This is a genomic window from Variovorax sp. MPBD4-3, assembly GCF_058809745.1.
This window is the reverse complement of sequence record NZ_JBXASW010000054.1, coordinates 18,376-41,351: the sequence shown is the minus strand read 5'-3', so window position 1 is coordinate 41,351 and position 22,976 is coordinate 18,376. Positions and strand designations below refer to the sequence as shown.

The 22,976-nt window shown below is 68.6% G+C and carries 16 protein-coding genes; 11 read left to right on the top strand and 5 right to left on the bottom strand.

Translation table 11 applies throughout. From position 1 onward, the window contains the following. The first annotated feature begins 68 nt into the window (after positions 1–68). Complete coding sequence (locus AC1RVW_RS24435; protein WP_493203094.1) at positions 69–6,302, top strand: autotransporter-associated beta strand repeat-containing protein; 6,234 nt, start codon at positions 69–71, stop codon at positions 6,300–6,302. Between the two features lie 32 nt (positions 6,303–6,334). On the opposite strand, the gene AC1RVW_RS24430 is transcribed toward AC1RVW_RS24435, so the two are convergent. Then, on the bottom strand, positions 6,335–7,375 hold the full coding sequence (locus AC1RVW_RS24430; protein ID WP_493203092.1) for an AraC family transcriptional regulator: 1,041 nt from the start codon (positions 7,373–7,375) through the stop codon (positions 6,335–6,337). A gap of 141 nt (positions 7,376–7,516) precedes the next feature. On the opposite strand from AC1RVW_RS24430, the gene AC1RVW_RS24425 reads away from it, so the two are divergent. From AC1RVW_RS24425 to AC1RVW_RS24400, 6 genes are all read left to right on the top strand, one after another. Next, a complete protein-coding gene (locus tag AC1RVW_RS24425; RefSeq protein ID WP_106937399.1) occupies positions 7,517–9,076 on the top strand; it encodes an acyl-CoA synthetase in 1,560 nt (519 codons plus the stop codon). Between the two features lie 46 nt (positions 9,077–9,122). After that, the gene (locus tag AC1RVW_RS24420; protein WP_493203090.1) at positions 9,123–10,307 is read left to right on the top strand and encodes a lipid-transfer protein; all 1,185 of its coding nucleotides are present in this window, start codon (positions 9,123–9,125) and stop codon (positions 10,305–10,307) included. A gap of 11 nt (positions 10,308–10,318) precedes the next feature. Then, entirely contained in the window at positions 10,319–10,759 is a 441-nt protein-coding gene (locus AC1RVW_RS24415; protein ID WP_493203088.1) for a MaoC family dehydratase N-terminal domain-containing protein, read from the top strand. A gap of 17 nt (positions 10,760–10,776) precedes the next feature. Then, positions 10,777–11,196 carry a MaoC family dehydratase gene (locus AC1RVW_RS24410; protein WP_081267114.1) on the top strand — a complete coding sequence of 140 codons (420 nt, stop codon included), beginning with the start codon at positions 10,777–10,779 and terminating at the stop codon, positions 11,194–11,196. A 25-nt stretch (positions 11,197–11,221) separates the two neighbouring features. Further along, complete coding sequence (locus AC1RVW_RS24405) at positions 11,222–12,052, top strand: SDR family NAD(P)-dependent oxidoreductase (protein WP_493203086.1); 831 nt, start codon at positions 11,222–11,224, stop codon at positions 12,050–12,052. A 221-nt stretch (positions 12,053–12,273) separates the two neighbouring features. Next, complete coding sequence (locus AC1RVW_RS24400; protein ID WP_493203084.1) at positions 12,274–13,062, top strand: enoyl-CoA hydratase/isomerase family protein; 789 nt, start codon at positions 12,274–12,276, stop codon at positions 13,060–13,062. A gap of 10 nt (positions 13,063–13,072) precedes the next feature. Here the strand turns inward: AC1RVW_RS24400 and AC1RVW_RS24395 are convergent, their stop codons facing one another. From AC1RVW_RS24395 to pip, 4 genes are all read right to left on the bottom strand, one after another. After that, positions 13,073–13,759, bottom strand: coding sequence for a Fe2+-dependent dioxygenase (locus AC1RVW_RS24395; protein WP_081267018.1), 687 nt, complete (start codon positions 13,757–13,759; stop codon positions 13,073–13,075). A gap of 28 nt (positions 13,760–13,787) precedes the next feature. Beyond that, on the bottom strand, positions 13,788–16,082 hold the full coding sequence (locus tag AC1RVW_RS24390; protein ID WP_493203082.1) for a TonB-dependent receptor: 2,295 nt from the start codon (positions 16,080–16,082) through the stop codon (positions 13,788–13,790). Positions 16,083–16,296: 214 nt separating this feature from the next. Continuing rightward, positions 16,297–16,719 carry a cupin domain-containing protein gene (locus AC1RVW_RS24385; protein ID WP_081267020.1) on the bottom strand — a complete coding sequence of 141 codons (423 nt, stop codon included), beginning with the start codon at positions 16,717–16,719 and terminating at the stop codon, positions 16,297–16,299. A 70-nt stretch (positions 16,720–16,789) separates the two neighbouring features. Beyond that, on the bottom strand, positions 16,790–17,743 hold the full coding sequence (pip, locus tag AC1RVW_RS24380; RefSeq protein ID WP_493203079.1) for a prolyl aminopeptidase: 954 nt from the start codon (positions 17,741–17,743) through the stop codon (positions 16,790–16,792). Between the two features lie 334 nt (positions 17,744–18,077). On the opposite strand from pip, the gene AC1RVW_RS24375 reads away from it, so the two are divergent. From AC1RVW_RS24375 to AC1RVW_RS24360, 4 genes are all read left to right on the top strand, one after another. Next, the gene (locus tag AC1RVW_RS24375; RefSeq protein WP_081267022.1) at positions 18,078–18,275 is read left to right on the top strand and encodes a hypothetical protein; all 198 of its coding nucleotides are present in this window, start codon (positions 18,078–18,080) and stop codon (positions 18,273–18,275) included. Between the two features lie 32 nt (positions 18,276–18,307). Further along, on the top strand, positions 18,308–19,432 hold the full coding sequence (gene aroC / locus AC1RVW_RS24370; RefSeq protein WP_493203077.1) for a chorismate synthase: 1,125 nt from the start codon (positions 18,308–18,310) through the stop codon (positions 19,430–19,432). Then, positions 19,432–20,625: an MFS transporter gene (locus AC1RVW_RS24365; RefSeq protein WP_493203075.1), complete on the top strand. Its 1,194-nt coding sequence runs from the start codon at positions 19,432–19,434 to the stop codon at positions 20,623–20,625. The genes aroC and AC1RVW_RS24365 overlap by 1 nt, the downstream gene beginning before the upstream one ends. Before the next feature lie 94 nt (positions 20,626–20,719). Continuing rightward, complete coding sequence (locus tag AC1RVW_RS24360; protein WP_493203073.1) at positions 20,720–22,900, top strand: LamG-like jellyroll fold domain-containing protein; 2,181 nt, start codon at positions 20,720–20,722, stop codon at positions 22,898–22,900. Positions 22,901–22,976 lie beyond the last annotated feature (76 nt).

Sequence of the window (22,976 nt, the reverse complement as noted above, 5' to 3'; positions counted from 1 at the left end):
CCACCCAGTCGTTCGAGGTCAAGGCGACGGGGTCGCTCGTTGGCGGCAATGGCGGCAACGGCGGCGGCGTGGTCGCGAACACATCGTCGCTGACCGGTGCCGGCGGCGGGGGCGGCGCGGGCGTGCTGGTGGTGCCCGTGGGCGGCGTGACGATCACCAACGCCGGCACCATCACGGGCGGAAACGGCGGCACGGGCCTGGCGACCCGGGGAACCCACCCCGTCACCAGGGCGACGGTCTACGGCGGCGCGGGCGGCAATGGCGAAGGCGGCGCGCTGGGCGGCACGCAGCTGGGCGCGTATGCGCAGGGCGGGGCCGGCATCGTCGGCAGCAATCTCACCATCGTCAACAGCGGCACCATTTCCGGCGGCCTGGCGGGCGACAAGTCCACCCGCGCCAATTCGATCCAGCTAGGCGGTGGCAACAACTCGCTCACTCTCAAGGCCGGCTCGGTGCTCAACGGCGGCGTGGTCGCCCAAGGCACCGGCAACAAGCTGTTCCTGGAAGGCACGAATACAGAGGACGCCGCGTTCCAGGGCTTCTCGAGCATCAATGCCGCCAGCGGCAGCAAGTGGACGCTGACGGGCAAGTTCCAGCCCACGGGCAACCTCGCGGTCAACGTGGAAGGCACCGGCGCTACGCCTGCGCAGCTCACCATGAACGGCGTCATCTCCGGCGCCGGCAGCCTCACGGCCGACGGCGGCGGCACGCTGGCGCTGGGCGCCACCAACACCTACGCCGGCGGCACCACCATCAGGAACGGCACCACGGTGCAGATCGGCACGGCCGGCGCGCTCGGCTCCGGCACGGTCACGCTCGACGGCGGCAAGCTCGCCGCCACGTCGAGCCTCAGCCTGACCAACAACCTGGCTTTCGCGGCCGGCCAGCGCAGCACCGTGGCCGCCGCTACCGGCCGGACACTCGACATCGATGGCAACCTGGCCTTGAACGGCAGTGCGACCGCCGTCTTCGGCAGCACGACCGAAACCGGCACCGTCCGCCTGGACGATGGCACCACCATCGTCTCCAGCACCGCGGCGGTCGTCGTGGCCGGCGGCACGCTGCAGGTGGCGGACGCCACCCGCGCCGCGACGATCTTCCCCAACGTTGCCTCCACCACGGTCAATACCGGGGCCACGCTGGACCTGAACGGCTACAACGTCACCATCGGCAACCTGCAGGGCGCCGGAACGCTGAAGACCCGGACCGGCAACTTCCCCGCGCAGACCACCACGGTGCAGTCGGGCAACTTCTCGGGCTCCATCACCGGCACCGGCCAGCTCGTGAAGACGACGGCGGGCACGCTGGTGCTCAGTGGCGCCAACAGCTACACCGGCAACACCACCATCAGCGGCGGCACGCTGCAACTGGGCGACGGCGGCACCACCGGCAGCATCGACAACAGCAACATCACCAACAACGCGGCGCTCGTGTTCAACCGCTCCAATGCGACGAACTTCACGCGCACCATCAGCGGCAGCGGCAGCGTGACCCAGAGCGGCACGGGCACGCTCACGCTCTCGGGCGCCAACACGTATGGCGGCGGCACCAGGGTCAACAGCGGCACGCTGCAGGTTGCGGCGGCCAACGCGCTCGGAAGCGGCGGCCTGACGATGGCCGGCGGCAAGCTGGCCGCGACGTCGACCATGAACCTCTCGAACGGCGTGAGCTTCGCGGCCGGAACGGCCAGCACCGTCGCCGCCGCCACCAACCGCACGCTGGCGCTGGGCGGCGCGCTGAACCTGGGGGCGAACGCCACCGCCACCTTCGGCAGCGCCACCGAGACCGGCGTCGTCAACGTTGCCAGCAACAGCGCCACGGTGGACAGCAGCGCCGCCGTGGTCGTTGCCGGAGGCACGTTGCGCGTGGGCAACGGGCCGCTGATGAGCACAGTCCTCGGCAACATCGCCTCGACCACCGTGAACGGCGGCGCCACGCTCGACCTGAACGGCCAGAACGTCTCCATCCGCAACATCCAGGGCGCCGGCACGCTGCAGACCGGCTTCAAGAGCGCGCAGGCCACCACGATCGCAAGCGGCCTGTTCGGCGGCGCCATCGCGGGCGCGGGCAAGCTGGTGAAGAGCGGCGCCGGCACGCTGACGCTGACCGGCACCAACACCTACGGCGGCGGCACGACCATCGACGCGGGCACGCTGCAGGTCGGCAACGGCGGCACCACCGGCAGCATCAGCGGCGACATCGTCGACAACGGCGTGCTGCAGTTCAACCGCTCCGACGACATCGCATATGCCGGCGGCATCACCGGCACCGGCAGCCTGACGAAGTCGGGCGCCGGCAAGCTCACGCTCACCGGCACCAGCACGTACGGCGGCGGCACCACCATCGACGCGGGCACGCTGCAGGTCGGCAACGGCGGCACCAAGGGCAGCATCGCCGGCAACATCACCAACAACGCCGCGCTGGTGTTCAACCGCTCCGACAGCTACACCGTGGCCGGCGACATCGGCGGCACCGGCAGCCTGAGCGACAACGGCACCGGCACGCTGATCCTGGCCGGCACCAACAGCTACAGCGGCGGCACCACCATCGGCAAGGGCGCGACGCTGCAGGTCGGCAACGGCGGCAAGAGCGGCACGCTCTCGGGAGCGGTCACGGCCAACGGCAACCTGGTCTTCGACCGCTCCGACGACTCGAGCTTCACCGGCACCGTCGGCGGCGCGGGCAGCCTGACCAAGAACGGCGCGGGCGAGCTCGAGATCACCGGCGCCAACACCTACACCGGCAACACATTGGTGAACGGCGGCACGCTGCGGGTGAACAACACCAGCGGCAGCGCGACCGGCAGCGGCACCGTGCAGGTCGGCGCCGGCGCCACGCTGGCCGGCGGCGGCACCATCAGCGGCGCGGTCAACGTGGCCAGCGGCGGTTCGCTCGCGCCGGGCAACAGCCCCGGCACCCTGACGACCGGCGACCTGAGCATGGACAAGGGCTCGTTCCTGAACCACCACCTCGGCGCCGTCGGCGAAGACCCGCTCAACGACCTGGTCCAGGTCAACGGCAACCTGGTGCTAGGCGGCACGCTGAACGTCACCGAGACGGCCGGCGGCAGCTTCGGCCCGGGGCTGTACCGCCTCGTCAAGTACACCGGCTCGCTGACCGACAACGGCCTGAATATCGGCAACACCCCGGTCACGGCCGGCGACCTGTACGTGCAGACCAGCGTGGCCAAGGAAGTCAACCTGATCAACAGCACCGGCGTGCAGCTCGGCTTCTGGGACGGCGGCGACACGGTCAACAACGGCAACGTGGGCGGCGGCTCGGGCACCTGGCGCATCGGCAGCCCCGGCAGCCCCAACGACACCTGGACCAACAGCGAAGGCGGCTACAACGCCACCTGGAAGCCCAACCAGTTCGCCATGTTCGGCGGCACCGCGGGCACCGTCACGGTGGACAACAGCGGCGGCGACATCAGCATCGGCGGCGCGCAGTTCTTCTCCGACGGCTACGTGGTGCAGGGCGATGCGCTGACGCTGGGCAACGCGCACACCGTCATCAAGGTGGGCGACGGCACGCGCTCGGGCGCTTCGATGACGGCGACCATCGCCTCGCAGCTCACCGGCGCGGGCGGCCTGACCAAGGACGACTACGGCACGCTGGTGCTGACCGGCGCCAACAACTACACCGGCGGCACCGTCGTGTCGGCCGGCGTGCTGCAGGGCAACACCACCAGCCTGCAGGGCGAGATCGTCAACAACGCCAACGTCACCTTCGACCAGTCGACCGACGGCACCTTCGGCGGCACGATGAGCGGCTCGGGCAGCCTGCGCAAGATCGGCACCGGCGACCTGGCGCTGGCAACCGCCAACACCTACACAGGCGGCACCAGCATCGACGCCGGCAGCGTGAGCGCGAGCGTCAGCGGCGCGCTGGGCACCGGCCCGGTGAACGTCAATGCCAGCGGCTACCTGGCCTTCACCGGCAATGCCGGCGCGGGCGACCTGCGCTTCACCACCGCCGCCGCCAGCCCCGGCATCAACGGCGGCGCCATCGAGTTCAGGGACGACACCTCGGCCGGGCGCGCGAGCTTCCTGAACTACAAGGGCGGCAGCGTCACCTTCGCCGGCAATTCGACGGCGGGCGATGCCGTGTTCGACAACCGCGGCGGCAGCGTCACGGTGTGGAACAACGCCACCGCGGGCAATGCACGCATCGTCAACTCTGCGGGCGGCTCGACCAACATCTGGGACGACGGCTCGGCCGGCCGCGCGACCATCGTCAACGAGGCGACCGCTTCGCTCGACATCCGAGACCGCGCCACGGCCGCGCAGGCCACGGTGGTCAACAAGACGGGCGCGGTGGTCAACATCCGCGGCCTCACCACGGCTGGCACTTCGATCGGCTCGCTGGAGGGCGGCGGCCGCGTGCTGCTGGGCAACAAGACGCTGACCACGGGCGGCCTGAACACCAGCACCGAAATCTCGGGCGTGATCTCGGGCGTCGGCGGCTCGCTGGTTAAGGAAGGCACGGGCACGCTCACGCTGTCGGGCGCCAACACCTACACCGGCGGCACCGCGCTGCTCAAGGGGCGCCTGAACCTCGGCAACGCGCAGGCGCTGGGCACCGGCGAACTGGCGATGGACGACGGCACCGCGATCGGCTTCACCGCGCCCGGCATGACGATTGCCAACGCGATCCGCTTCACCGGCAACAGCGACCCGATCATCGACACGGGCGCCTTCGACGCCGGCCTGAGCGGCGCCATCAGCGGTGCGGGCTTCATCACCAAGATCGGCACCGGCACGCTGACGCTTTCGGGCGCCAACAGCTACACCGGCGCGACCGACGTGGCGCAGGGCACGCTGCGTGCAGGCGCGGCCAACACCTTCAGCGTCGCTTCGGCGCACAACGTGGCCGCGGGCGCGACGCTGGACCTGGCGGGCTACAGCCAGACCGTGGCTTCGCTGAGCAACAGCGGCACCGTGTCGCTGGTGGGCACCGTGCCCGGCACCACGCTGACGGTGAACGGCGCGTACGTGGGCAACGGCGGCGTGCTCAAGCTCGGCACCACGCTGTACTTCAACGGCCCGCCCTCGGACCGGCTGATCCTCAACGGCCCCGCCGCTTCGGCCAGCGGCAACACCACGGTGCAGATCACCAACATCGGCGGCCTGGGCGCGCTGACCAACGGCAACGGCATCGAGGTGATCACCGCGCAGAACGGCGCGAAGACCACCGCGCAGACCACCAAGGACGCGTTCTCGCTCGCGGGCGGCCATGTGGATGCCGGCGCCTTCGAGTACCGCCTGTATGCCGCCGACGCGCTCGGCCAGGGCGAGAACTGGTATCTGCGCTCGGCGCAGAAGGGCGTGACCTACTACCGCCCCGAGACCTCGCTCTACGCCGCGCTGCCCAACCAGCTGCGCCAGGGCAGCCTCGCGATGCTGGGCGACGTGCGCAAGCGCGTGGGCGACGACGACGTGAAGGGCACCGCGCCCAGCGCGACCGGCTCCGACCGCCGTGCCTGGGCCCGCGTGCTGTCGACCGACATCGACATCCAGCAGGGCGGCACCGTCTCGCCCACCAGCAAGGGCCGCCTGACCGGCTTCCAGGCCGGCACCGACCTGCTCGCCACGCCCAACTGGCGCGCCGGCATCTACGTCGGCCAGCTCGACGGCGATGCGCGTGTCAGCGGCTATGCCAGCGGCGTGAGCAACCTGAGCGTGGGCCGCAACGACCTGCGCAGCCAGTACGTGGGCGTGTACGGCACCTACACCAGCGACAGCGGCTTCTATGCCGACGCCGTGGTGCAGTCGGGCCGCCATCGCTACACGGTCGAGCCGCTGATGGGCATCGGCGCGGCCGGCAAGGGCAACAGCCTGCTGGGCTCTATCGAAGTGGGCCAGGCCTTCCCGATCGGCGCCAGCGGCTGGACCGTCGAGCCGCAGTTGCAATTGATCCACCAGCACATGGACCTGAGCAACTCGGCCATCCTGGGCGCGGTGGTCCAGCCCCAGGTCGACAGCGGCTGGCTGGCCCGTGCGGGCGTGCGGGTCAAGGGCGAGATCGATACCGGCATGGGCATGCTGCAGCCGTACGGCCGCGTGAACGTCTACAAGACTTCCCGTGGCACCGACGTGGCGCGCTTCGTCAACGGCGCGACCTCGACCGACATCGCGGCGCCGATCGGCGGCACCAGCACCGAACTGGCGGGCGGCTTCACGCTGACCCTGAACCAGTCGACGAGCCTCTATGGCGAAATCGGCAAGCTGTGGTCTTCGGGTGGCGACACCAAGGTCAGGAGCGGCATCAACGGCTCGCTGGGCGTGCGGGTGAAGTGGTGACGGCCGGGGGCTGAATCACGAGATGAAGAGGGCTACTCCTCGGAGCCCGCTTCGCGGCGCCCCCCCCGCCGGTACGAGCCCGGCGCGCCGCCCGTCCAGGCCTTGAAGGCCCGCTGGAACGCGGCGCTGTCCGCGAAGCCCAGCTCTTCCGCCAGCGCCGCGAGCGGCACGGTGCTGGTGTTGAGCCGCACGATGGCAAGGTCGCGCCGCAGCTGGTCCTTCAGCGACTGGAACGACGTGCCTTCGGTCGCCAGGTGCCGCTGCAGCGTGCTGACCGACATGTGCAGGCTGCTCGCGGCCGTCGCGAGGTCGGCCCATGCCGGCCGGTTCTGCTGCAGCACGGAGCGCACCCGCGCGCTCACCGCCTGCTCCGCCAGCCGGGGCAGTATCACGTTGGCCGGCGCCGCTGCCAGGAACACGTTCATGGCCTGGGTGTCGCGATGCACCGGCGTCTGCAGCGCGCCGGCGTCGAACCACACGGCGGTGCAGGGCTGGCCGAACTGCAGCGGCCCCGGGAACACCTTGGCGTAGCCGTCCGCATAGGGCGGCAGCTCGAAGCCGAAATCGAAGCGCCGCGCCGCCAGCCGGCCGCCATGCAACCAGGCGAGCAGCCGCCAGTACACGCGCAGCATCAGCTCGTGCAGGAAGTTCTGCTGCACCGCAGCGCGATCGTTCAGCCGCAGCCCGAAGCCGGCCAGCGGCCCTTCGTGCAGCAGCACCAGCGTCAGGTCGTCCTGCAGCAGGCCGAAGGTATGGGCCACGCGGCGCAGCGCCACTTCGAAGGTGGGCGCGCCCAGGGTGGCGCGCGTCATCAGCGCGAAGCTGCCGCGCTTCAGGCGGCGCGAGAGGAAGCCCAGCGCCTCGTCGTCGAGCCGCTCCATCAGCAGCGCGAACAGCGCCACGTATTGCTCGGCAGTGACGCGCGCGCCCGGCGCGTCGAGCAGCGCGGGCGCGATGCCCGCGTCTTCCAGCGCCGCGTTCGCATCGACGGGCGCGGCCTGGCCCCGGGCACGGATGCCCGAGAGCATGCCCTGGACGAAGGCGATCGGAATGGTGACTGGCGGTTGCAGCATGGGCGCGAGGCGATCAGGCCCCAAGCATGCCACCGTGTCGATTGACGTTTTCTGCAATGCGATCGAAGCGAAAGGCAATCGCCGCGGCGCGGCCGGCTTCCTACGATGCGGCCACACAAGAAAGAGACGGAGACACTCGCCATGTACCTGACCCAGTCCCTGCACCGCAGCGTGCAGCAGCATCCCGACAAGGTGGCCGTGCGCTTCGCCGGCCGCACCCGCAGCTTCCGCGAATACGCAGACCGGGTGGCCCGCCTGGCGGGCGCCTTGCAGCGGCTGGGCATGCAGCCTGGCGACCGCGTGGCCATGCTGGCGCTCAATTCCGGGCGCTACCTCGAATACCAGATGGCCGTGCCGTGGGGCGGCGGCGTGCTCAACCCCTGCAACATCCGCTGGTCGGCCGCGGAGATCCTGTATTCGCTGGAAGACTCCGGCTCCACCATCCTGCTGGTGGACGAGACCTTCCGCGCGCTGGTCGAGCAGATGCGCGGCCAGGCCACCAGCCTGCGCGAGGTGATCTATTGCGGCGACGGCGCGCAACCCGCCGGCATGCACGGCTACGAGGCGCTGATCGACGCCGCCGCGCCGGTGCCCGACGCCGCGCGCCGCGACGAAGACCTGGCCGGCATCTTCTACACCGGCGGCACCACCGGCTTTCCCAAGGGCGTGATGCTGAGCCACGCCAACATCTGCGCCTCGGGCTTCGCGGCGCTCGGCGAAGGCCTGGCGCCGCCCGGCTCCTGCTACCTGCACGCCGCGCCGATGTTCCACCTGGCCGACATGGGCCTGGCCACGCCGCACTGGTTCCAGGGCAGCACCCATGCCATCGTGCCGGCGTTCAGCCCGGAAGCCGTGCTCAACGCCATTGCCGCCGACCGCGTCACCCATGCGCTGCTGGTGCCGACCATGATCCAGATGCTGGTCGACCACCCTTCGATGCGCGAGCCGCGCGACCTGGGCAGCCTGCGCTGCATCACCTACGGCGCCTCGCCGATTTCCGAGGCGGTGCTGAACCGCGCGATGGAGGCTTTTCCGGGCGTGGAGTTCGCGCAGGCCTACGGCATGACCGAGCTGTCGCCCATCGCCACCATCAATCCGCCTTGCAACCACACGGCCGAAGGGCGCAAGCGCGGCAAGCTGCGCTCGGCCGGGCGCGCGAGCTATTGCATGGAAGTGCGCATCGTCGATGCGGACGGCGCCGAAGTGCCGCGCGGCACCGTCGGCGAAGTGGCCGTGCGCGGCCCCAACGTGATGCAGGGCTACTGGAACAAGCCGGAGCAGACGGCCGCCGCCGTGCGCGACGGCTGGATGCACACCGGCGATGGCGCCTACATGGACGACGACGGCTACATCTTCGTGGTCGACCGGCTCAAGGACATGATCATCAGCGGCGGGGAGAACGTGTACTCGGCCGAAGTGGAGAACGCCATCAACCAGCATCCGGCCGTGGCGGCCTGCGCGGTCATCGGCATACCGAGCGAGGAGTGGGGCGAGGCCGTGCATGCGGCGCTGGTGCTCAAGCCGGGCCAGGGCATACGCCCGGAAGAGCTGATCGCCCACTGCAAGACGCTGATCGCCAGCTACAAGTGCCCGCGCAGCGTGGCCGTGCTCGAAGCGCTGCCGCTGTCGGGCGCGGGCAAGGTGCTCAAGACCAAGCTGCGCGAACCCTTCTGGCAGGGGCGCCAGCGCGGCGTCGCCTGAACCCGGCCTTCTTCCATTCAATCCATCAATTTCCCAGGAGCCTCTTATGAGTCAGGACGCCTATGTAGCCGGGGTCGGCATGATCCCCTTCACCAAGCCCGGCGCGAACCAGCCGTACCCGCAGATGGCCAGCCACGCCGCCAATGCCGCCCTGAAAGACGCCGGCATCGGGTACGAGCTGGTGCAGCAGGCCTACGTGGGCTACGTCTACGGCGACTCCACCGCCGGCCAGCGCGCGCTCTACGAAGTGGGCATGACCGGCATTCCGGTCGTCAACGTCAACAACAATTGCTCCACGGGGTCGACTGCGCTGTTCCTGGCGCGCCAGGCCGTGGCCAGCGGCGCCGCCGACTGCGTGCTGGCTTTGGGCTTCGAGCACATGAGCCCCGGTGCGCTCGGTGCGGTGTTCAACGACCGGCCCAGCCCATTCGACCACTTCGAGAACATCACCGACGAACTGGTCGGCAATGAGCAGGTGCCGCTCGCGCTGCGCTACTTCGGCGGCGCGGGCCTGGCGCACATGCAGCAGTACGGCACGCAGATGTCCACCTTCGCGAAGATCCGCGCCAAGGCCAGCCGCCATGCGTCGAACAATCCGGTGGCGCTGTTCCGAACGGTGGTCACCGAAGGCGAGGTGATGGCCGCGCCCGTCATGTGGCCCGGCGTGATGACGCGGCTGATGGCCTGCCCGCCCACCTGCGGCGCGGCGGCGGCCATCGTGTGCTCGGCGCGCTTCGCCGAGCGCCACGGGCTGGACCGCAGCGTGCGCATCAAGGCGCAGGCCATGACCACCGACCGGCCCATCACCTTCGAGAGCCGCGACATGCGCGAGGTGGTCGGCTTCAGCATGGCGCAGGAAGCCGCACAGAAGGTGTACGACGCGGCCGGCGTCGGCCCGCAGGACGTCGACGTGGTCGAGCTGCACGACTGCTTCGCGCACAACGAACTCATCAGCTACGAGGCGCTGGGCCTGTGCCCGGTGGGCGGCGCGGAGAAGTTCGTGCTCGACGGCGACAACACCTACGGCGGCAAGGTCGTCACCAACCCCTCGGGCGGGCTGCTGTCGAAAGGGCATCCGCTCGGCGCGACCGGGCTCGCGCAATGCACGGAGCTGGTCCAGCAGTTGCGCGGCACGGCGGACAAGCGGCAGGTGGAAGGCGCACGGCTGGCGCTGCAGCACAACCTCGGCCTGGGCGGCGCCTGCGTGGTGACGCTCTACGAGCGCGTTTGAAAGGCCTGGCGATGATCGACAAGAAGTGGATCGGACACGAGCTGCCCGCATCGGTGCTGCCGATCGAGCGCACCCGCCTGCAGTTCTTCGCCAAGGCCATCGGCGAGACCGACCCCGTCTACACCGATGCCGCCGCCGCGCGCGATGCCGGCTACTCCGACCTGCCCGCGCCGCCGACTTTCCTTTTCGCGGCCGAACTGGACTCGGGCGCTTCCGACCGGTTGCTGGCCGACCTGGGGATTCCGCTGTCGAATCTGCTGCACGGCGAGCAGGGCTTCAGCTACCACCGGCCAGCCTGCGTGGGCGACACGGTGACGGTGCGCTCCACCATCACCGACATCTACGACAAGAAGAACGGCGCGCTCGAATTCGTCGTCAAGACCTCGCGCGCCACCAACCAGCGCGACGAACTGGTGGCCGAGCTGCGCACCGTGATCGTCTGCCGCCATTGATGAAGGAGCCCGCGCCCATGACCGCACCGACCTACGACGCCGTGAACATCGGCGACGAGCTGCCCGCGCTGCAACTGCCGCCGGTGACCCGCACCACGCTCGCGCTGTTCGCGGGCGCCTCGGGCGACCACAACCCGATTCACATCGACACCGACTTCGCGCGCAAGTCCGGCATGCCCGACGTGTTCGCCCAAGGCATGCTGGGCATGGCCTGGCTCGGCCGCTTGATCACGCAGTGGGCGCCGCAGTCGCAGCTGCGCCGCTTCGACGTGCGCTTCCAGGGCATCACGCACCTGGGGCACGCGGTGCGGTGCAGCGGGCGGGTGGTCGAGAAGCTGGAGCACGACGGCGAGCGCTGCGTGCGCGTCGAGGTGCTCAGCGCCAACCAGTACGGCCAGACGCGCATCGCGGGCGAGGCGCTCGTCGCGCTGCGCTGAGATCAACCGAAGAAGGACCAGAGACATGACACCCAAGCTCGGCGGCAAGGTCGCCCTCATCACGGGTTCGGGCCGCGGCATCGGCCGGGCCATTGCGCTCAAGCTGGCGTCGGAAGGCGCGCGCATCGTCGTCAACGATCTTGACGAGGCCCCGGCGGAAGAGACCGTGCAGGCCATCCGCGCGGCGGGTGGCGAGGCCGTGGCCTGCGTCGGCAGCGTGGCCGCGCCGGATTTTGCCGAGCGCTTCATCGGCATGGCGGTGAACGAATACAAGGGACTGGACATCGTCGTCAACAACGCCGGCTACACCTGGGACAGCGTGGTGCAGAAGATGACCGACGAGCAGTGGTACGCCATGATCGACGTGCACCTGACGGCGCCGTTCCGCATCCTGCGCGCGGCGCAGCCGGTGATCCGCGCGCTGTCGAAGTCCGAGACGGAAGCGGGCCGGCGCGTGGTGCGCAAGGTGGTCAACATCTCGTCGGTGGCGGGGCTGTTCGGCAATGCGGGGCAGGCCAATTATTCGACGGCCAAGGCTGGCATCGTGGGCATGACGCAGACGCTGGCGAAGGAGTGGGGGCGCATGAACGTGACCGTCAATTGCGTGGCCTTCGGTTTCATCCAGACGCGGCTGACCGCGAGCACGGCCGAAGCGACGACTGCGAACATCGAGGGGCGCGAGATCAAGGTGGGCATCAACCCGGGGTTGTTGTCGATGATGGAGCAGTCGATTCCTCTGGGGCGCGGCGGTACGCCTGAAGAGGCTGCGGGGGCTGTGTATCTTCTTTGCGCGCCTGAGTCGGACTATGTGAGTGGGCAGACTCTGATGTGTACGGGGGGGCTTACGGGGCTTTGAGTTCTTCTTCGCTCGGCTGTGTTCGGGGCGCGCTCACGCCGACGGGGTACCTTGCTCCGCGAATGTCCCCCGGCCTTCGGCCTCCTCCTTTATTTCGCTGCGCAAGGTACCCCGCCAGCGTGAGCGTTGAGCAGGGCGCTTGAACTGCCCGCGCGAGCAGAGTACCCGGTGGCCTGTGCACTCACCCCGAACACAAGCAAACCAAACCTGGAGCAACAGAAATGAACACAGAAGAAGGCGTCGGCTGGGAAGTAGCAGACGACATAGCCCGCATCGTTCTCAAGCGCCCGGAGCGCGCGAACGCGATCGGCCTGAAAAGCAGCCGTGCTCTCGTGCATGCCATCGAAGACGTGCTGCAGCGCAAGCCGCGCGCAATCCTGCTGACCGGTGAAGGCCGTGTGTTCTGTGCCGGTGGCGACATCGAGGAGTTCGTGGCAGCGGGAGAGGGGCTGCCGGACCTGGTGGACGACATCCTCGAACCTTTGCACCCCGCGCTGCTGCGGCTCTCGACGAACCCGGCACCATTGGTTGTGGCGGTGAACGGACCGGCGGGCGGCGCGGGCGTGGGGCTCGCCTTGTGCGGCGACTTCGTGCTCGCGGCCGAATCGATGAAGCTGCGAACCGGCTATGCGGCCATCGGGCTGTCGCCTGACGCCGGGGCTTCCTACTTTCTCTCACGCCGCGTCGGGCCCGTTCGCGCGCAACAACTGCTGATGCTGAGCGACGCCGTCGACAGCCAGCGCTGCCTTGCATGGGGCGCGGTAGATGCGGTGCACGCCGATTCTGAACTTGCAGCCGCCAGCGAGGCACTCGTCGCACGGCTGGCCCAGGGTGCGAGTGCGTCGTTTGCCGGCATCAAGGCCCTGTGCGCCGGCGCGCCCGGCCGGCCCTTTGAAGAACACCTGGCGATGGAGCGGAAGCTCCTGCGCGAGCGTGCCGGCAGCGCGGATGCGCGCGAAGGCGTGGCCGCATTCATGGCGAAGCGGGCGCCGCGTTTTACGGGGCGCTGACAGCCAACGGCTAGGTGTCGCTCCACTTCCTCAGCAGGTTGTGATACGTGCCCACCAGCGTGCGGCGTGCCGATTCGTCGGCGCCGCTCTGGTTCAGCCGCTGGATCGCGTTGTCCATGTCGAACAGCAGTGCGCGGTCGCCGGCGTCGCGCACGAGGCTCTGCACCCAGAAGAAGCAGGCCACGCGCACGCCGCGCGTGATGGGCGTCACCTGGTGCAGGCTGGTGGCGGGGTAGAGCACCATGTCGCCGGCCGCGAGCTTCACGGTCTGCATGCCGTGCGTGTCTTCCATCTGCAGCTCGCCGCCGTCGTAGCTGTCGGCCTCCGACAGGAACAGCGTGGCCGACAGGTCGGTGCGCAGCTTGCGGCCGGTGCGCGGGTCGATGCGCACGCCGCCGTCCACGTGCAGGCCGAAGCGCATGCCTTCGCTGTAGCGGTTGAACATCGGCGGATACAGCAGGTTGGGCAGCGCCGCGCTGATGAACGTGGGATGGCGCTCGAGCGCGCTGGCGATGATCGACTGGCACTCGTGCGCCACCGCCGAGCCCTCGTCGATCTGCTGGTTGAACTTGACCGGCGCGCCCTGGTGGCCCGCCGTCACGCGGCCGTCGACCCAGGCGTCGCCGGCCGCATCAAGGCGCGCGCGAACCGCGGCGAGCGCGTCGCGGTCGAGGACACCGGGGATGCAGACCAGCATGGCGTGGCTTCTTTCTTCGGTTGCAGGCTCAGAGGCGGTAGGTGAAGGTCAGCGTGGCGGCCCGGCCCGAGCCCGGCACCGCGCGCCCGCCGTCCGAGGGGATCAGCGCGTCGTAGTAGTGGCGGTTGGCCAGGTTGAACAGGTTCAGCCGGATGTCGTACTTGGGCTGATGGTAAGCCAGCATCGCATCGAGCCGGACGTAGCCGCCGACCTCCACCAGGTCGGTGTTGTTGGCGTAGCGCTTCGCGCTGTAGGTGGTGCCGCCGCCGACTTCCCATTCGGGCGTGATGGCGTAGGTGGCCCACAGGCTGGCCGCGTCCTTCGGCGTGTTGGCTGGCACCTTGCCGAGCGTGCCGGGGGCGATGCCGTCGATGATGGTCGCGTCCAGGTGCGTGTAGGCGCCGAACAACTGCAGCTTGTCGGTCACGCGGCCGGCCACGCCGGCGCGCGCGCCGTTCACGCGGATCGTGCCGGTCGCGCTGTAGGTGCCGTCGTTGTTCTGCGCGCGGGCGTTGGTCTGCGTGATCTGGAACCCGGCGGCCGTGAGCGAGAGGTTGCCGTCGTTCAGGTCCCACTTGCCGCCGAGTTCGTAGGCCTTGTTCTTCTCGGGCGGCAGCGGCTGCGTGGCGCCCGTGGTGGCCACGAGCTGCTCGAGCGAGGGGTTGAACGACGTGCTGTAAGACACGTAGTACGACTGCTCGGGCGTGGGCTGCCAGATGGCGCCCGCACGCACGCTGGTGAAGTCGACCGTCTGGCTCTCGGAGGCCAGCGTGGTCGCGGTGGGAATGCTGTTGGAGATGCTGGCGCGGTAGTGGTCCTGGCGCACGCCGGCCACCAGCTTCCACTGCGGGCTGAGCTCGATCGTGTCGTTCACATAGCCGGCCACCGTGGTGGCGCTGGCGTTGGCGAGGTTGCCGCGCAGGCTGGGCGCGGTGCCCGGCGTGTTGCCCTGGTAGGGCGCCAGCAGCGGCGAGCAGGCGGCATAGCCGCTGGTGCCGCCCGCCGGGTTCAATGCCACGCCGTTGCAGGTGCCGTTGCGGTAGTAGGCCTGGTTCTCGTAGGTGTCGTGGCCCAGTTCGAGGCCAATGAGCAGCGAATGCTTGACGGAGCCGGTATTGAACCTGGTGCTGAGCTCGGTCAGGTTGAACAGCGACTTGTCGTGGATCGTGCGGTCATGGCTCTGCTGGCGCACCCACAGCGTGTTCAGCGGCAGCGACGAGAAGGCGGCCGCCGGCACGGCGGTGGTGCCGGTGGAGAAGGGCGTGAACACGTTCTTCGACGACAGCGTGCCGATGGACTGCGGCGCGGTCTCGCGTGCGTCGGTGGTCACGTCGTTGTACTGCGTCTGGTTGCGGATCGACGTGTCGGCCGTGATCTTGTGCTGCACCAGGGCACCGAAGGCCTGGATGTCGGAGATCGTGCGGTCGTCGCTGAAGCCGTAGGCCTGGTCGCGGTCGACCTTGGCCGGATGGCCGTTGAGCGGCGGCACGCCGTAGTCGGGCTGGTCGCGGTTGTGCTGCACCAGCGCCGACAGCGTGATCTGCGTCGGCGTGTTGATGCCGAACTTGAGCGACGCGTCCAGGCCGAAGTCCTTCAGCTTCGTCTGCTCGCGCGTGCTGGCGTCGCCCTGCTGGCCCATGGCCGCGATGCGGAAGGCCGAGGTGTCGGACAGCGGGCGGTTGACGTCGACGGTCGAGCGCACCAGGCCCGTGGTGCTGGCAGACACCGACACTTCGCCCGCCGGCGTGAGCGACGGCTTCTTGGTCACCTGGTTGATGATGCCGCCGGTGGAACCGCGGCCGAACAGCATCGACGACGGGCCCATGAGCACCTCGACCGATTCGAGCGCGAAGGTGTCGCGGTAGTACTGGGCGCGATCGCGCGCGCCGTCCAGATAAAGGTCGGTGCGGGCCGAGAAGCCGTTGAGGTTGATGTTGGTGCCGATCTGCCCGCCCTCGGCGCCGCCGATGGTCAGGCCCGGCACGTTGCGCAGCGCGCTGGCCAGCGAAGTCGCGGCCTGCGACTGCATCACGGCCTGGTTGATCACGGTGACGGATTGCGGCGCATCGCGCAGGTCGGCCGGCAGGCGGCTGATGGTCGCGGGGTTGGCGCCGAAGCCGGTCCTGTCCTGCGCGCCCTGCACCTGGACTTCGCGCAGCGTGGTCGGCACCGATGTGCCCGGGGCAGGCGAACTCGCGGTGCTGCTCGGCGCCACCGGTTGCGGGATCTGCTGCGCGAACGCGGCGGGCAGCGAGGAAACAAGGCCGACAAGTGCGAGCGCAACAGGCGTGCGGCGGCGTGTCGAAGACGAGAGACGATTCATTGCGAGCTTTCCGAAGGGTGCGCGGGCGACACGGCCCGGGCCGATGTGGCGCAAACAAAAGCACCACCGACGGAAATTCTTACCGCGAATGAATCTTATTTGAAGTAGTTGTTGGCAAGGTGTTTGGCGCGCGATACAGCCGGATTTCTTTACCTTGCAGGTCAGGTGCAAGACAGCTTTCTTTCGGCCGGCGGTGGAGCCGCCGGCGCCGCCGCTACTTCCAAGGCGTCGGCGGCGGGATCTCGCAGACCGGCTCGACATCGATGCTCTTGAAGTCGGCCGGCGAGACGATTTCCAGGTACTCCATGTCGGGCGAGTAGTCGAACAGGAAGTGCCGTATGCCCGGGCGCTGGTGCACCACGTCGCCGGCCTCGACCAGCGTTTCCTTGTCCTCGTACATGAAGCGGGCCCAGCCCTTGACCATGATCACGATCTGGAAGTCCGCTTCGTGGCGGTGCCAGCCGGTGCCCGTTTCCGGTGCCATGTTGGCCTTGACGAGGTGCGCGATCACCTTGCCGTTGGTGGCCTCGGCGATGCCCAGGTCGCGGTAGAGGAAGAAGTCGCGCAAGCCGCCCGAGACGAACTCGGTGTCACCGGGCTTGACGTGGGAGAACTGGGTGGCGGTACGGTCCAGCATGGGGCGCTCCTTCGCAGGGGGTGATGATGCTGCGCCGCAGCACGCATAAAGCGTTCCCGCCCAGCCGGGCTCAGCGCGCCGCGAAGCCGTCGGTCGCGCGCACCAGCCGGTCGAGGATGCCGGGCTCCGAGTACGCATGCCCCGCGCCTTCGACCAGGTGGAATTCGGCCTGCGGCCATGCCTTGTGCAGCGCCCAGGCGAAGCGCGCGGGGCAGGGCATGTCGTAGCGGCCGTGCACGATCACGCCGGGAATGCCGTGCAGCCGGTGCGCATCGCGCAGCAACTGGCCTTCTTCGAGCCAGGCGTCGTGCACGAAGTAGTGGTTCTCCAGCCGCGCGAAGGCCAGCGCGAAATGATCGCCAGCATGCGTTTCGGCGAGCGCCGAGCTCGGCAGCAGCGTGATGGTCTCGCCTTCCCACACGCTCCAGGCACGCGCCGCCTCGAGGCGCGCCGCCGCGTCGTCGCCGGTGAGCCGCTTGCGATAGGCCGCGATCATGTCGCCGCGCTCGGCCTCGGGAATGGGAGCCTGGAACTTCTCCCACTTGTCGGGGAACATCTCCGACACGCCGAACTGGTAGTACCAGTTCAGCTCGGCGCGGGTCACGGTGTAGATGCCGCGCAGCACCAGTTCGCTCACGCGCTCGGGGTGCTTCTGTGCATAGGCGAGGGCGAGCGTGGAGCCCCAGGAGCCGCCGAACACGAGCCAGCTGTCGACACCCGCGCGTTCGCGAAGGCGCTCGATGTCGGCCACCAGGTGCCAGGTGGTGTTGGCTTCCAGGCCGGCGTGCGGTTGCGACAGGCCGCAGCCGCGCTGGTCGAACAGCATCAGGTCGTAGCGCGCCGGATCGAACAGCCGCCGATGGTCGGGCGAGATGCCGCCGCCAGGGCCGCCGTGCAGGAACACCGCCGGCTTGGCGCCGGGCGTTCCCACCCGCTCGTAGCGGATGCGGTGGCCGTCGCCCACATCGAGCATGCCGCTCTCGTAGGGTTCGATCGGGGGATACAGCTGGCGCAGGTCGGGCATCGATGGTTCTCCTTCGTCGGGTGCCGGTGTGTCGAAGGCGAGCATATCGCCCGGTAGTTGGCCTGCGCGGCCTGCGCGGCCTGCGTGCCCGCCGCAAGGCAACCCGTGTCGCTTGACTGGCCTCCGGGGCCTTCCAGATACTCAACCGCATGGTTCACTCAACCGCGGATTCCGCAAGCGCTGAAGCTGTGGTTCGGGCCGGACGAGATCGTCGCGGCGCATCGAGCCCGAAAGCTGGCTGACCCTGGCCGACCGAGAGCGCGCGCATTGCCGGAGCGTCGACGAGACCCCATACTGGCGACTCCCACGACGCGATCGATCACCGGAGCCTTCCATGAGCAATGAACTGCGCAAGAAGCTGCATGACCTGGCCGAACTCTGCGACAACGCCCCCGACCCGCAGACCCGGGCCATCATCGAGGCGATCCGGCTCCAGACGGCGGTGCTGAACGAGCGGCTGTTCTCCATCGAGCTGCAATTGGGCGCGCTCAGCAAGCGCATGGAAAACACGCCCGAAAGCACGACCGGCTGAGGAGGCGCCGCTTTGTAGGGATAATCCCAGCCATGAGCGGCAACACCTTCGGAACACTCTTCGCGGTCACCAATTTCGGCGAGTCGCATGGCCCGGCCATCGGCTGCGTCATCGATGGCTGCCCCCCGGGCATGGAACTCAGGGAGGCCGACATCCAGGCCGACCTGGACCGCCGTCGCCCCGGCACCAGCCGCCACGTCACACAGCGCAACGAGCCTGACGCAGTGCAGATCCTCTCGGGCGTCTACGAGGGCAAGACCACCGGCACGCCCATCGCGCTGCTGATCCAGAACACCGACCAGCGCAGCAAGGACTACGGGCAGATCGCCCAGCAGTTCCGCCCCGGCCACGCCGACTACACCTACTGGAAGAAGTACGGCATCCGCGACCCGCGCGGCGGCGGGCGCTCATCGGCCCGGCTGACCGCGCCCACCGTGGCCGCCGGCGCAGTCGCCAAGAAGTGGCTGGCCGAAAAGTACGGCATGGTCTTCCGCGGCTGCATGACGCAGATCGGCGAAATCGCCATCCCGTTCGAGAGCTGGGACCACGTGCCCAACAATCCCTTCTTCGCGCCCGTCGCCGACGTGAGCGCGCTGGAGGACTACATGGACCGCCTGCGCAAGGCCGGCGATTCTTGCGGCGCACGCATCCGCGTCACGGCCACCAAGGTGCCCGTGGGCCTGGGCGAGCCGCTGTACGACAAGCTCGACGCCGAAATCGCCTACGCGATGATGGGCCTCAATGCAGTGAAGGCGGTCGAGATCGGCGCCGGCTTCGACAGCGTCGTGCAGCGCGGCACCACGCACGGCGACTCCATCACGCCCACCGGTTTCCTGAGCAACAACGCAGGCGGCATTCTTGGCGGCATCAGCTCCGGGCAAGACCTGGAAGTGAGCATTGCCATCAAGCCCACCAGCTCGATCATCAGCCCGCGCCAGTCCATCGACATCCACAACAACCCGGTCGAGGTCGTCACCAAGGGCCGCCACGACCCGTGCGTGGGCATCCGCGCGACGCCCATCGCCGAGTCGCTGCTGGCGCTGGTGGTGATGGAGCACGTGCTGCGCAACCGTGCGCAGTGCGGCGACGTGGAACTGCAGCAGCAGAACGCGGCCGAGAAGACCGAAGCCTCTTCGCCCAAGGCGTCCTTCCTCTAGTGTCCGCGCCGGCGTCCGTGGCCGCCGGGCGCGGCCATCTGCTGGCGTTCGCTGGCCTGTCGGCCAGCTATTTCGCGCACATCGGTTTCTTCAATCCCTACCTGCCGCTGTGGCTCAAGGACCTGGGGCTGCCGATCTTCACCATCAGCCTGCTGGCCTCGGTGCAGTCGATCACCCGGGTCTTCGCGCCCTATGCCTGGGGTGCGCTGAGCGACCACACCGGGCAGCGCGTGAAGCTGCTTCGCTTCAGCGCGGCGGTGGCGCTGGCCAGCTCTTTCGGGCTCTGGTGGCACGGCGGTGCCTGGTGGCTCGCGCTGGTGCTGCTCGTGATGTTCACGCACACCAGCTCGATGATGTCGCTCACCGAGGCCGCGATGGCACAGCTCGTGGCGGGCGACTGGGGCCGCTACGGGCGCATCCGGCTGTGCGGCTCGGCCGGTTTCCTGGTCACCGTGTTCTTCGCCGGCGAGTGGTTCGAGCGCTTCGGCATGAAGCACTTTCCGGCATGGGCCGCCGGCACGCTGGCCATCGTGCTGATCGCCACGATGAAGCTGCCCGACCTGCGCGAGCCGCCCGCCGCGCACGACGCCGTCAAGGTGCCCATCGGCCCGGTGCTGCGCAACCCCGCGGTGCGGTGGTTCTTCGCGGCGCTGTTCTTCCAGGTGATGTCGCACTTCTCGGTGTACGCCTTCTTCTCGCTCTACCTCGACTCCATCGGCTACAGCAAGAGCACCATCGGCCTGCTGTGGGCGCTGTCGGTGGTGGCGGAGATCGTGTGGTTCTTCCTGCAGGGCCGGCTGATCGGCCTGCTGCCGATGCCGCGCTGGATGCTGGTGTGCGGCATTGCCGCCGTCGCGCGGCTGGGCCTTACCGCGGGGCTGGGCGGCTTCGTCGCGGCGCTGATCGTGGCGCAGTGGCTGCATGCGCTGAGCTTCGCGGCGCATCACACGACCTGCATCGCGGTCGTGTCGCGCCGCTTTCCCGGCCAGCTGCGCGGGCGCGGACAGGCGCTGTTCACGGTGATCGGCTATGGCTTCGGCGGCGTGCTGGGCGTGCTGCTCGGCGGCGCGGTCGCGCAGGCCTTCGGCTATCGCACGATGTTCACCGCGGCGGCCGCGCTGGCGGTGCTCGGCAGTTCGTGTGCTTGGCGCGTGGTGACGCTGGAACGGGTGGAGCGCGCGGGCCGGGTGTGAGCTGACCGCGCTGGAAAGTGTCATGGGCCTTACATGCCCGCGTCACTGCAGATTTCTACGCTGCGCGCTTCGTCATCTTTTCTCCGAATTTCCCATGTCCGCTTCCGATGAATCGCGCGGTGCGCGCGCACCGCGCATCCTTCCGCCTGTCGAGTCGAATTCCCAAGAACAGAACAATGCCAGCAGCACTCCGCCGCGCCGCCAGGTGCTCAAGCTCGGCGCGTCGCTTCTGACCGTCGGCGGCAGCGGCGCCTTGCTCGCGGCCTGTGGTGGCGGCGGTGGCGGGGCACCTGTTCTCGGTCCGCTGCCCGCGCCTGCTCCAGCGCCGGCTCCCGCGCCTGCACCGCCGCCACCGGCTGCCGCAGCCAAGATATCCAGCTTCGCGCTCGCCGTGATGCCCGACACGCAGTTCTACGCGCGCTACGCCACCGCGGCCGAGAGCGACCAATACGACAAGCGCTTTGGCAGCGCTCCCTTCGCCGCACAGACGAAATGGATCGCCGCCAATGCGAAGGCTCTGAACATTCCATTCACCGTCCATCTTGGCGACGTGGTCGACCAGGTCGGAAAGCCCGATCAGTGGAAGGTGGCCGATGCCGCCATGAAGGTGCTCGAAGACGCAAAGCTGCCCTACAGCGTGCTGGCCGGCAACCACGACGTGCTCAGAGACATCGACTACAGCATCGACCCCGTGGGCGGCACCGACGCCAACCGCACTCCCGCCAACGAGCCCTACATCCAGTGGTTCGGCGCCGAGCGCGCGAAGAAGCAGGCCACCTTCGGCGCGCGCGACCCGAGCGGCTTCCACGAATACCACGTGTTCGAGGCGCAAGGCCAGAAGTTCATGGTGCTGTCTTTGTCATGGCGCATCTCCGACGCAGGCATTGCCTGGGCCCGCCAGATGATCGCGAAGAACCCGACGCTGCCTGTGATCCTGGTCAACCACCAACTGCTCAACATCGCACCTGACGGCACCAGCCCGCTAGAAACCGACTACGGCAAGATGCTGTGGGAAAAGCTCATCCGCGACAACGACCAGATCTTCATGACGCTCAACGGCCACCACCACGGTGCCGCCCATCTCACCAAGATCAACAACTTCGGCCGCAAGGTCGAGGAGATGGTGGTCGACTACCAGATGGCCTACCAGGGCGGCAATGGCCTGATGCGTCTCTACGAGTTCGACCTGACGAACAAGAAGATCAAGGTGCTGTCGTTCTCGCCCTGGGTGCCGCAGAAGCCCGCAGCCACGTTGAACGCCTTCGACCAGGCGGTGCTCACCACGCCCAACGAGGCCTTCGAGATCGACATGGATTTCGCACAACGCTTCGGCGGGTTCAACAGGAGCTTCGGCACAGGCAGCGCCACCGTCGACGGTTCCCTGGTCGACAAGGCTCGCGCGATGATTCTTGCCAACTACAAGGAACCTGCCACCGTGGAGCAGCGGCCCGCTGCGAACTCGGAGGACTATCCGAAAGTGGCGAACACGCTGGCGCACTGGCGCTTCTTTGGCGGCACCGTCAACCAGCCGGTGCTGCCGGGTACCGTGGTGCCCGACGTCACGGGCAACAACCCGCTGCATCGCGATGCGCTCAACCAGGGCGGCGTAGTGGGAGCCGCGGACGGCGACATCGTCTGGACGGAAGACCGGCACTACCTGTCGGCTGCGCCAGGGTCGGTGCGATTCCTCAACACCAACAAGAACACCCCAACGCTCAGTTACTTTCTGACCGACGCGGCGGCGCCGATCAATGCCCAGACGCTGGACAACGGATACACCATCGAAGCGTTCATCAAGATCGACAAGAGCTGGACCAGCAACAACCAGGCGTGGATGAACATCATGACGCGCGACGGTCGCCGCGGCGATCTGCCGGGCTTCACGGCGGGCGATGGCGAGTCGCCCCCGATGCTGTTTGCCATATCGAGCCTGCGCGAAGTGCAATGGGAAGTGGTGCCGAGCCCGAGCGCGCCTCCCGACCCCAAGACCAACTGGTCTGGCGAGGTGATCGCAGACCGCTGGGTGCACATCGCGATCGTGAACGACCCGGTGTCCCACGACACCACGATGTACGTGGAAGGAGCGCCGGTGCTGCGCAATGCGACCGCGGCGCGGGGGCTGGCGACGTTGTCGGCCACCTCTGCGTGGGTCGTGGGCGGTGGTTCGTGGGATGGAGCCCGCGCCGATGGCTTCTTCGGGAACATCGGCGAAGTGCGCGTGGTGGCTTCGGCCCTCGCATCTTCGCAGTGGCTCACGGCACGCAAGCCGGGCTGAGCCGAAATGCGGCGCCGTGCGTAGGGCTCCGGTCCTTGCGCATGGCGCTGTTGGCCGTGATGCGGGTGGAGAGGGC

Bases quoted from the DNA above. Each gene is read 5' to 3' on its own strand.
- aroC (WP_493203077.1), top strand. From the start codon at position 18,308: ATGAGCGGCAACACCTTCGGAACACTCTTCGCGGTCACCAATTTCGGC.
- AC1RVW_RS24390 (WP_493203082.1), bottom strand. From the start codon at position 16,082: ATGAATCGTCTCTCGTCTTCGACACGCCGCCGCACGCCTGTTGCGCTC.
- AC1RVW_RS24395 (WP_081267018.1), bottom strand. From the start codon at position 13,759: ATGCTGGTCTGCATCCCCGGTGTCCTCGACCGCGACGCGCTCGCCGCG.
- AC1RVW_RS24415 (WP_493203088.1), top strand. From the start codon at position 10,319: ATGATCGACAAGAAGTGGATCGGACACGAGCTGCCCGCATCGGTGCTG.
- pip (WP_493203079.1), bottom strand. From the start codon at position 17,743: ATGCCCGACCTGCGCCAGCTGTATCCCCCGATCGAACCCTACGAGAGC.
- AC1RVW_RS24430 (WP_493203092.1), bottom strand. From the start codon at position 7,375: ATGCTGCAACCGCCAGTCACCATTCCGATCGCCTTCGTCCAGGGCATG.
- AC1RVW_RS24375 (WP_081267022.1), top strand. From the start codon at position 18,078: ATGAGCAATGAACTGCGCAAGAAGCTGCATGACCTGGCCGAACTCTGC.
- AC1RVW_RS24410 (WP_081267114.1), top strand. From the start codon at position 10,777: ATGACCGCACCGACCTACGACGCCGTGAACATCGGCGACGAGCTGCCC.
- AC1RVW_RS24420 (WP_493203090.1), top strand. From the start codon at position 9,123: ATGAGTCAGGACGCCTATGTAGCCGGGGTCGGCATGATCCCCTTCACC.
- AC1RVW_RS24425 (WP_106937399.1), top strand. From the start codon at position 7,517: ATGTACCTGACCCAGTCCCTGCACCGCAGCGTGCAGCAGCATCCCGAC.
- AC1RVW_RS24360 (WP_493203073.1), top strand. From the start codon at position 20,720: ATGTCCGCTTCCGATGAATCGCGCGGTGCGCGCGCACCGCGCATCCTT.
- AC1RVW_RS24385 (WP_081267020.1), bottom strand. From the start codon at position 16,719: ATGCTGGACCGTACCGCCACCCAGTTCTCCCACGTCAAGCCCGGTGAC.
- AC1RVW_RS24400 (WP_493203084.1), top strand. From the start codon at position 12,274: ATGAACACAGAAGAAGGCGTCGGCTGGGAAGTAGCAGACGACATAGCC.
- AC1RVW_RS24405 (WP_493203086.1), top strand. From the start codon at position 11,222: ATGACACCCAAGCTCGGCGGCAAGGTCGCCCTCATCACGGGTTCGGGC.